Genomic DNA, 10,048 nt, shown 5'->3' on the forward strand with positions numbered 1-10,048 from the left:
GCCGTGCCGTGCGCCTGCGGCTGGTCACGTTAGCCGGACCGTTAATCAGCTCCGGGCCGTTCTCACCCACGATACCGGTCTGGCCTGACGGAATATAGCCGCCGGTGTCATACATGCGCGGGAATCCGCCCGGCGGCAGCACCACTTTGCCATCCGCATTAACCGTGGCGGCCCGCGTCTGGATTTGCGGCACGCCTGATTTATCACCGCCCGGCTTCAGGAAATCCGGCAAATAGTCCGTCAGTGAAGACAGCTTATCTTTCAGCGCGTCCCACTTCTGACTGATACCCGCCAGCAGCCCGTCAATCATCTGCGAACCGGCTTCCTGAAAGCGCGCGGGCAGCCCCTGCACATCAGCCACAATCTCGTTCCATTTGGTACTGATGTAACTGCGGACCGCCGTCCAGACGCTCCCCACCTTCGTGCTGATGGTATCCCACAGTGCGGCAAGCTTCGGTCCCAGCGTCTCCCAGTTCTGCCAGATATAGAATGCCCCTGCGGCGATAAGTCCGATAACCGCCAGAATGGGGTTTGCCATCATCAGCCGTCCCAGCCACAGCACGCCGTTGCCAACAATACCAATGGCACTTTTAATCAGTCCGAAGGCGCTGAACGCTTTGATACCCAGCACGCTGCAACTCATCCGCAGCAGGGCCAGCGGCCCAAGAACAGCGGCAGCGGCCAGTAACAGTGCGCCAGTGGCCGTCACGGCAATGGCAAAACCGGCGGCCATTTTGAAAAGCGCCGCCGTCAGTTGAGGATGCTGCTGCACAAAGTTACCCAACGCGCTGGCGAGACTGCCCAGCCAGTCAACCAGCCGCTTGAGATCCGGGGCAACGGTCGCCCCGATTGCCGACAGCGCATTGGTGAACGAGCCGCCCGCCGCGTCCCAGCGGTTCGCCAGCGTTTTCAGCGACGCATCCACGCGCTCGCGCAGTGAAGCCTGGGCATTGAGCTTTGCGGCGGTTTCCCGGTAGCCCTCAATGCCCTTGTTAATCATGATGTTCAGTGCCTGAAGGGTTTCCGCATCGTCACCAAACAGCGTGTTGATCACTGCCTGTCGCTTACCGTCATTGGTGATTTTTTTCAGCTTCGCCAGCTGCGCGTAAAGGTTTTCCAGTCCGGCAAACTGCCCCTTTTTATTCTGGAAACGCAACTTTATGCCGGTGCCCGACAGCGCATCATTGGCATCGTCAATTTTCTTATTATTCAGCGTGGCCTGAAAAATTTTGCGGTAAGCGTTCTCCGCTGACTCACCGGCCATGCTTGCCTGATCGGCCATCACCAGCAGCGGGGCAAAGGTCTTCGCCGCCGTGATGCCCTTCTGGTGAATGATGTCCATCGCGCTGCCGATTTTGGAGAAGCCCTGCAACATATTGTCCGCATCGACGCCCGCATAAAAGCCCTTCTGGATGATGTCGGTCAGCGCCATCATGTCCTTTTCGCTGGTCTGCGTGGCGTCCTGAAGCTTCGCTGCAAATTCTGCCGCGTCCGTGGGTGCCATACGCAGCTGTACGCCAAGATACGCCGTCGCCTCACCCAGGCCGCCCAGGATCGACTGCGCACTCATCCCCTGACGGCGCAGCATGGTCATCATGTTCTGAAAATCTGCCGTCGTACCGGGGAGCCTGTCGCCAAGGCTGACCGCCAGCCGGTTGATCTGTTCATACTCCGGCAGCACCCTGGCCCCCGGTCCCATCATCGACGCGGCAAGCTGCGTGGCGGCGTTCTCAGAGTCCGCATAGGCACGCACAGGGGCCAGCATGGTGACACCGGTTGTCACGCCGGTGGCAATCATGCCCGCACCGTCTCCGGCCAGTTTGTTGCGCGTCGCGGTCAGCTTTTCGTGGCGCGCCCGTACGGCGGCCAGCTTCTGCTGCCGTTCGCCAAGCTTACGCAGCGCCGCCTGCTGGCGCTCAATCGCGCCGGTTGCCGCCTGTGCATCACTTTTCAGCCGCCGCTGTGCGGCACTGAGCTGCCTGGTATCAATCCCGGCGGCGTTCAGCGCCTCACGCTGACGCTGCACCGACAGGCGCAGACCGTTGTAAGTCTGCTGGAGCTGGCTGGCACGGTTCTTTGCCTGCTCCAGCACGCGGGCCTGCGCTGCGGTGGGGCGGCTGGTTTCGCTGAACTGCACGGCAAGGCGTGCCGCTTCCTCTCGGGCGGCCCTGAGATTGTTCGCCGTGACGGCAAGCTGGGAACGGGTTTTGCGGAAACCGTCAATACGCCCCGCCTGCTCATTGAGGGATTTCAGGCCGTCTTTACTGGCCTTCAGCGCGGCGGCCAGCTCCTTTGAGCCGTCACGCGCGTTGCGAAAGGGGCGGGTGATTTTATCAATCGCGCTCAGTACCACCTGCAAACGCAGATTTGTGTCACTCATCGTCACCGGCTCCGCTTCGCTGGATTGCTTTATGCCGCCATGCCAGCACGTCCGTCAGGGATTCCGCGTACATCACCGGCGGCGGCCAGTGAAAAACGGTAGCGATATCGGCCACCAGATCCTCAACCGTCAGGCCGTCGGGAAAGCTGACAGCGCCGACTTCGGCAACAAAAAAGTGATCACCTCAACTGACAGCGACAGGAGATCCGCCGGGTCCATTTCGTTGATTTCCTGGGTGGTCAGAGCGGGTTCAGTGACGCGGGGCAGCACGGTGATCATCGCGTTCACGTCCATATCCATCAGCGCCTGCAAACGGGTGCCGCGCAGTGCGCCGGACTGCGGCTTGCGCACGGTAATGCGGGTGATTTCAGTTTTGCCACGCACAACAGGCGTGTCCAGTGCGACGGTTTTTTCATTAGCGCTGGTTTTGTCAGTCATGATGCGTTTCCGTTAAAGAGTGGAAAAACGGCAGGCGTTACCCCTGCCGGATGAGTTACAGGCCGAGCGCGTTGCGGTGCGCTTCCATCAGGTCTTTGCCGTCAACGATGTGGATCATGTTCACGATATCAATCTCATAGACCACTTCGCCGTTGATGGTCAGTTTGGCGTAGCTGTTGGTGGCGGAGACTTTGGTGGTGCTGGATTCGCCGGTCTTCCATTCGCCGGAGTCCAGCTCCTTGTAGCGACCGCGCGTGACCAGTTCCACCGCCAGCACCTCGCCGGTGTCATCGCGCTGGATGGAGCCGGTAAAACGCAGCTGAATACCGTCTACGGTTTCCGTGCCGAGCTGCTTAAACAACAGCGATTCAGTGCCGCCAACGGTGAATTCCGTATCCAGCGCGCCGTCATCCAGCCCCATGTCGATGTCCACCGCACCGGCCATCCCGCCGCCGCGATACTTTTCAAACTTCCGCGTGACCTTTGGCAGCGTCAGGGACTCAACCAGCCCCTGCCAGTTGTTGCCAGCGTTAAACAGGTTCAGGTGCTTGAGCTTGCGGGGTAATGCCATGTGATCGTCTCCTTATGCGCTGACGCGGCTGGCGAAGTTGACCAGATACTGGTCGGTGATTCGCTGACGCAGCAGCAGGTTTTCCAGTGGCGGCACAGGGGTGTAGTCGTAATCGATCAGCAGCTTGCCCGCCTTGAGCGTGTCTTTATCGTTCACGCTCTCATCCAGCCAGCAGTCCGCACCGATGAGATACCCCTGACTGACCAGGCTGCGCAGTTTTGCCCGGATGCTTTCGATAATGTCACGCGCCAGTGAGGGATTGAGCGCACCATCCACCGCCCATATCTGTGCTTCGGCCATCGTGTCCATTAACACCTGCGCAGTGCGGGTGTAACACTCGAAGGCAAACAGCGGATCATCACTCAGGCAGCGGGAACCCCAGAAGCGATAACCATCCTTGCGGATAAGCGTGGTGATGTCGTTCTGGTTCAGCAGCCCGGCATCAGTAGCGGGGTCCTGTAAATCCCAGAACACGTCTTTTGAAATACCGGTAATGCCGTTTACCCCGACGTTGGAAAGTGACTTGTGCCAGCCGGTCTGCTCGTCAATTTTGGCGCGCAGGCCCAGCGCACGCGCGGTGGCATAGGCGGTGGCGTCCGCCTGCAATACCGTGTCAAAGCTGATGAAGTCAGGCCAGATAAGCATCCCTTCGCGCTGGCTGAAGTTGGCGCGATAGGCAATGGCGTCTTCCACGCTTTGACAGCCCCAGGCGGAAAGATAGGCAAACCCGCGCAGGCTTTGAGCCACGCTCAACAGTTCAGTAGCGACGGCTTTTGTATCGTGGCCTGGCACGCCAAGAATGCGGGGTTTGACGCCGCACACCGACTGCGCGGCCAGCAGCGCCTTCATGCCGGTGCGCTGGCCGTCAGTCACGCCGCCGATGATGTTCGCGGTGGTTTCCGCTTCAGTCTGGCCCTGCGGCACACGCACCACGACGGTGACAGGTTTTGCCTGATCGGCAATGGCATCCAGCGAGCGGGCAAGCGTACCGGATTCGCCCGCTTTGCCGCTGGCGGTGAGCACGTCAGTAAGAAGCACCGGACGATTAAGCGGAAAGGTGGCTGCGTCGGCATCGTCGCCGGTGCAGACCAGTCCGACAATGGCGGTGCTGACGGTGGTAATGGTTCGGGTGCCTTCGTTGATTTCCTCAACGCGCACGCCGTGATGATAATCCTGAGCCATAAGGCGGTTCCTCTCTAAAGGGGTTCCGCTATGGTCTGTCATACAGGATAAAGATGCAGTTACGGTGAGTTGTGCAGGCAGTCACACAAAAAAATCTGATCCAGTAAGAGGGAAAAACAAACACAAGATACTGAATTAGTTAAATTGATACACTCAAACACGATAAAACTTGCATTTAATCCTTACAACAAAGATTCAAAAAAGGGATATTTAAGGTCAATCATTTACAGATCGTCTTTTTATAATTAATTGCTTTTTAATATACGTTCTACAATCTCTGGCACAAACTCCCCTGGTGGAAAAAATAAAAAACCTAAAAGATACGTATAAAATAACAAATGTAAGCCATGACACTTTCTTTTGGGAAGCAACGAATTTATCTATAATCTCTTTATCAGTGTTACTATTAAAAGAATGACAAATCGTTTCTACAGTACTAAGATAAAATTTGGTTTTTTCCATTATTTTATTGGCATTATAGTTTTCCTTCAGGCAATCCTTTGGAGTAATGATATATTTATTGAACATTGGCTTAGCCATATTATGGTTTATTAAAACCCAAGGTTCACCATCATGAAATTGCAGTATCGCTTTATCAGTTATACTAATCGCCGCAATAGCCACACCAAAAATAAACATTAAAACCGAAAAAATAGCCGCCATAATGATAAGCATCCAATGAGGTTTTCTCATTTTCATATTGTGGAAATCAAAATTCCCTTTCGATTCGGAAATTTTCTTTATGTCAATATCATATCTGACTAACCACTTATAAAAATCATCCAGATCATTTTTTTTCTTTATATCAGTATTGAATATAGCATTGAATTTATCTAAATCTTTCCTCTCCTGCATGTAACTTTCGAGATGCACATCATGGAAATTTTTCTCTCCAACGAGCAATGACCACAAACGATAATACAAGCTATAAGTTGATCCGCTTCTGGAATAGAAAACATAGACCATCGATAATATTATACCGATAGCTATAAGCGTACTGATTAATGTGTCGAACTTGATAACAGTTTGAATCAGACTTTCCATTTTTCCTTCAACCTTAATATAGGGGTATACGCAACAAAAATCTTAAAATGTATGAATACAGGAGATAACATTGTGCAAATGATTTATATGCAAACAGTTTCAAAAGGGCCATTACAATCATTTATAATTACTATAAATTCCGTGCAGAAAGGCCCTTCAATTAAAATAATTTATTCACAATAAAATAACTATCGCGAACCCTAACGACCTCTCACTTTTGTTACTACGATCTTCACAAGCCAGTAAAGCGCCACGGCATAGATCGTGATAACCGCCAGAAGTGAAAAAAACGTAACAGGGTCTGTACCCGCTTCATATACGTCATCTTGATAATGGCTGAAAGTTTGGTGGGAATAGTCAACAAGCCTCGCCGTCAGCGAATAGAGTGGCATTCCGTAACGCGACAACATAAATGCCACAATAAAGCAGATGACGAATCCTGCTACCTTCCTAACGAGTTTTGCAGTTTGCAAAATTACTGTCTCCCTGAACATCAACGTAACCGTAAGCCATTAAGCCGTTTCTTGAACCCGGCACACGGATTTTATTTCTCCGAAGTAAAGATTGCCTGACTGTGTAGAAGTCAGTGCGGCGCACGAAGGTAATACATCCTTCACTTTCACCGGAGCCATCTGGTCGTAAGGGATGCAGACGAAAACCGCCACGGGCAACGCCATTAATAAAGATGGAATCACTCATCGTTTGAGAATTAAAGAGAGCAAACCATTCTGAATGGTTTGAATTATTCCAAAAATCAACGGCCCACCCTCTAATCTGATTTGCGATACTGCCTTCAGGACGTGATACGATCCAGTAGCGACCAACAGGAATGGCACTGTTAGGCTTATAAGTACAATTCGGATCATTGGTGTAAGGCTTCTGTCCGGAAAAAACCGGGAAAGTGCCCACACCGTAGACTTGCAATTTTGCCTCGCCACCACCTTTTGTCAGGTCGTTGTAGCTCATTCTCATTAATTGCATGAAATGCTCCCTGCAAGTTGTCAGGTATGATAGAAAACGGGCCAATACTATCATGAAATTAATGATTTTCTTAACTACCTGTCACTCAGATTCTTCTGTATATCTGTAAAACAGATTCCCGCTGGCATCTTACACTGTAGAAATGCTTACCTCGTACACAAGCACAATCATGTAAGATCCGATATGGCCCTTCCATGCAGAACAGCCTGTTCAGGTCTGAGCCAATTAACATAAGTTGAACGATTTGCACTGGCTTTACATCACTGGATTAACAGTTCAGGCACTATACGCTGGGTTTTTCCGGCCACACAATTTCCGCCTCAGCGGTATCTACCGAGTTCAGCGTCTGAATGTATTTCATCCACGCAATCAGGCGGGTTTTATCTTCATCGCTGATAATGTCGAGCTGCAATTCCGTCTGCCACAGGCTGATTGTCGCCTGCGCCTGCGCCCGTAACACCGCCTTTTGCTGTTCGGCCAGCGCGGCTCGTTGCTCCGGGGTCAACGCCGGTTCGTCTTCCCACACCGGGCGACCGTCCACCACGCCCAGCCGCTGGCCGTCAGGCGGGGTTTGCTTCCAGTAGCTGGCCGCTTCCGCCGTCGTGACCGGTACGGCATCTGAAGGCCAGGTGTCATCGTTATAGGTGCCGTCGTCTTTCCATTCCGCCGGGATAAAGGATTTCAGCGAGGGTGAAAAATAAGCTTCGGTCATATCAGTATCCTAATGCGATGACAAAGCCGGAATAGGCACCGGCCACGCCATTTACGCGCAGGTTAAAATTAGTCAGCGTTTTCGGGCTGGGGTCGGTCACATCATCAAAGGAGATGGTCGGGGAATCGGTGCCGCTGACGTCGGTCCGGTGACACATCCCCCACGCGGTCAGCCGCCCGCCGGGGAACGGGGTCGGGTAGGTCCAGGCATAATTACCGGCTGAACCGGATTTGATTCTGGCCCACTGCACGATTAACCCGCCCGGCACGTCAGGAATGCGCACATAATCGCTGTCTGAAAACGGCCCTTTCCTGAACAGTCCCGCCACCGCCGCCACGCTGGGCAGCAGGTCTTTTGCCGTTCCCGCCACCATCTGCGCGGCGGTTGCCACACCCATCTTTGCCGCGTCTTTCAGGCCGAGATTATCCAGTACCGTTCCGGCCAGCCCGGCGTCTTTGATTTCCGCCAGCGCACCGGCGATTTGCAGATACTGCGCGTGCGGATTGACGGCGGCGAGGTGCGCGGCCAGCGCCTTATCGGCGTACGACTTCACCTCAATCACGGCATTATCGACGTACTGCCGCGTTGCCAGCACCACCGACGGGTCAATCTTCATCGTCACCGCGCTGGTGCTGTTGACGATGATTATCATGCGCACCATCTGCGTGCGGCCGCTGCCCTCCTGCAACTGCGGCTTGTAGGTTTCCGCGCAGTTCGCCACCGCAATCAGCACGCCGTCGGCGTCAAACAGGCCGATTTCCCGTATCCAGAAGCCGCCCTCGCTCTCAGGGATAATCTGCTCAGCAATAATCTGGCTGCTGTTGGCGCCGTCCACCGTCAGCGCGTTCAGCGGGGCGCGGCGCTTTTCCCCGACAAGCTTTGTCTGCGCCGCGTCCGGCGTCGGCAGTGTCCCGCCGCCGTCACCAACGGCCATTTCGGTAATCTGTAACTTTGTTCCCAGCGCGGCGGCGTTGGCCAGCTTTGCCGCGCCCTGGCTGGTCAGCAGGGCAAAATATTTTGTGGTCATGTGCTCACTTCCGTCAGGTCGATAAGATGCACCGCCGCGCCGGTCCAGCCCGGCCCGCCAACGGTGATGATTTCAGGGGTGTAAGGGTAAACGGTCAGCTCGTCGCCGCTGTAGCAGGCGGCGGCAACCGGCAGCACGCCGCTGCTCTGCAAATTGATGGACATACCCAGCATATGGCGGCTGCACGGCTTCGCGTCGGCAATCAGCCGCTCCAGCTCGTGGTAGGTTTCTTCCGTGATGCCCTGCTCCTGCACGCCGATATCCAGCCGAAAGGTGCCGGGGACGTCGCCGGTATTCCACCACTCAATCACGCGGATCAGGAATCCGAACGGCTCCACCACGCGCCGGATCGCACTGACGGTGCCCTTGTGCTGATGAATATAAAACGCATCCCTGACCACCTGCCGCTTGATGCTTTCTGACCAGCTTTCGTCCCAGCGGTCTACCGAAAACGCCCAGGCAAGATAAGGCAGAAAGCTGACCGGGCAGGTTGCCGGGTTCCACAAATCGCGTAACGGCACGTTTAAATCGGATATCCCGCTGCACGCCTGTGCCAGACGACGTTCAAGCGCGGATGAACCGGGTGGCAACAGGCTGAGGTTACTCATGCCAGTAACTCATCATCCGCCACGGACAGGTCGGTGCCGGTACAGCTTCCCGCCTGGGTGCGATCCATGATGATGTCTGCCGCCGGTTCAGTCATTTCCACCCAGTCCACCCCGGCAACGCGCAGCACCGCCCCATAGGATTCACGGCGCACGCTGCGGCCCAGCTTTTTCTGCTCGATGAGGTAAGCGGCGAGCTGTGCGTTTGCCGCCTCAAGGCAGGGACCGGCAGCCACGCCATCGAAAAGATGCAGCTTTGCCTTAACGCTGTAGGAGTGAATGGTCGCCCCCTGTACGGAAACACGATCCGCTACCGGGCGCACGCTTTCAGCGTTCAGTGCGGCATCCACCCCGGCGAGTAAATCCGCTGTCGCCGTGCCGTCACCCTCACGGCTCAGCACCGTGATCACCACCGTGGCCGGTGAGGGGCTGGTCGCTGAAACGTCCTGCACCCGCCCGTCAGCACTTTTCGCATGAAACTCATACGCCGCCGTTGGCCCGGCCACGGACAACCCTTCAAAGGCTTCCGGCACGCGCACTCGCAACGCATCGTCGGTTTCCATCACCGCATCGACGGGCGGCACGGCGTCAGGATTTGCCGGGGTCACGGTCAGGCGCGCAACGTTATGCGCCGCTGCCAGCTGTTCAAGGTCGCTGCCAAGGGCATAGGCCACCATCACCGCCTGCGCCGCCTCGTTAATGCGCTGGCGAAGCAGGATTTCGCGGTAGGCACTTTCCTGAAGGGTTTTTACGATGGGATCGGATTCAAGTGCCAGCACCCGGCGCACAGCCGCCTGCTCATCTGTCGGAAAGAGTGCGATAAACGCCTCCTTGCGCTCGGTTAGCAATGTTTCAAAGTCCGGCACCTCAATCACTTCCGGCGCAGGCAGTTGGGAAAGATCAATAACTGCCACTGTTACCTCCTGTTGATACCGACATGGCAAGCGGGGAGCCGTCGTTACGCTGGCCGGTGAGTTCAACCACCATAGAGCCGTCAAAGTCGCGGGTTATGCTCACGGTGCTGAGGGTGATGCGCGGTTCCCACCGGCTGAGAGCGGTATAGACTGCTGCCATAACCTGAAGGCGGATCGCCTCGTTCTGCGGCTGG

General features: G+C 55.2%; 12 protein-coding genes. All 12 read right to left on the reverse strand.

All coding sequences use genetic code 11. The features are described from left to right. Window positions 1-2,380: phage tail tape measure protein (locus BG55_RS07380; RefSeq protein WP_034936034.1), on the reverse strand; the 2,380-nt coding region annotated here is incomplete at its 3' end. After that, entirely contained in the window at window positions 2,373-2,495 is a 123-nt protein-coding gene (locus BG55_RS07385) for a GpE family phage tail protein (RefSeq protein ID WP_034936036.1), read from the reverse strand. The genes BG55_RS07380 and BG55_RS07385, both read right to left, overlap by 8 nt. A 14-nt stretch (window positions 2,496-2,509) precedes the next feature. Then, entirely contained in the window at window positions 2,510-2,818 is a 309-nt protein-coding gene (locus BG55_RS07390) for a phage tail assembly protein (RefSeq protein WP_034936039.1), read from the reverse strand. A gap of 55 nt (window positions 2,819-2,873) precedes the next feature. After that, a complete protein-coding gene (locus BG55_RS07395; RefSeq protein ID WP_034936041.1) occupies window positions 2,874-3,389 on the reverse strand; it encodes a phage major tail tube protein in 516 nt (171 codons plus the stop codon). Between the two features lie 12 nt (window positions 3,390-3,401). Continuing rightward, window positions 3,402-4,571 (reverse strand): phage tail sheath protein, encoded by a 1,170-nt coding sequence (locus BG55_RS07400; protein WP_034936043.1) that lies wholly within the window; start codon window positions 4,569-4,571, stop codon window positions 3,402-3,404. A gap of 216 nt (window positions 4,572-4,787) precedes the next feature. Beyond that, window positions 4,788-5,615 carry a DUF6216 family protein gene (locus BG55_RS07405; protein WP_034936046.1) on the reverse strand — a complete coding sequence of 276 codons (828 nt, stop codon included), beginning with the start codon at window positions 5,613-5,615 and terminating at the stop codon, window positions 4,788-4,790. Window positions 5,616-6,065: 450 nt separating this feature from the next. Further along, the gene (locus tag BG55_RS07415) at window positions 6,066-6,596 is read right to left on the reverse strand and encodes a DUF2778 domain-containing protein (protein ID WP_034936049.1); all 531 of its coding nucleotides are present in this window, start codon (window positions 6,594-6,596) and stop codon (window positions 6,066-6,068) included. 283 nt (window positions 6,597-6,879) lie between these two features. Continuing rightward, complete coding sequence (locus BG55_RS07420) at window positions 6,880-7,308, reverse strand: tail fiber assembly protein (RefSeq protein ID WP_034936050.1); 429 nt, start codon at window positions 7,306-7,308, stop codon at window positions 6,880-6,882. A gap of 1 nt (window position 7,309) precedes the next feature. Then, window positions 7,310-8,335 (reverse strand): phage tail protein, encoded by a 1,026-nt coding sequence (locus BG55_RS22245; protein WP_034936051.1) that lies wholly within the window; start codon window positions 8,333-8,335, stop codon window positions 7,310-7,312. Next, entirely contained in the window at window positions 8,332-8,943 is a 612-nt protein-coding gene (locus tag BG55_RS07430; protein ID WP_034936052.1) for a phage tail protein I, read from the reverse strand. The genes BG55_RS22245 and BG55_RS07430 overlap by 4 nt, the downstream gene beginning before the upstream one ends. Then, window positions 8,940-9,854, reverse strand: a complete 915-nt coding sequence (locus tag BG55_RS07435; RefSeq protein ID WP_034936053.1) for a baseplate assembly protein — start codon at window positions 9,852-9,854, stop codon at window positions 8,940-8,942. The genes BG55_RS07430 and BG55_RS07435 overlap by 4 nt, the downstream gene beginning before the upstream one ends. Next, the coding region (locus tag BG55_RS07440) for a GPW/gp25 family protein (protein WP_034936055.1) at window positions 9,841-10,048 on the reverse strand (208 nt) is incomplete at its 5' end. The genes BG55_RS07440 and BG55_RS07435, both read right to left, overlap by 14 nt.

It is taken from the genome of Erwinia mallotivora, assembly GCF_000590885.1.
GTDB lineage: Bacteria > Pseudomonadota > Gammaproteobacteria > Enterobacterales > Enterobacteriaceae > Erwinia > Erwinia mallotivora.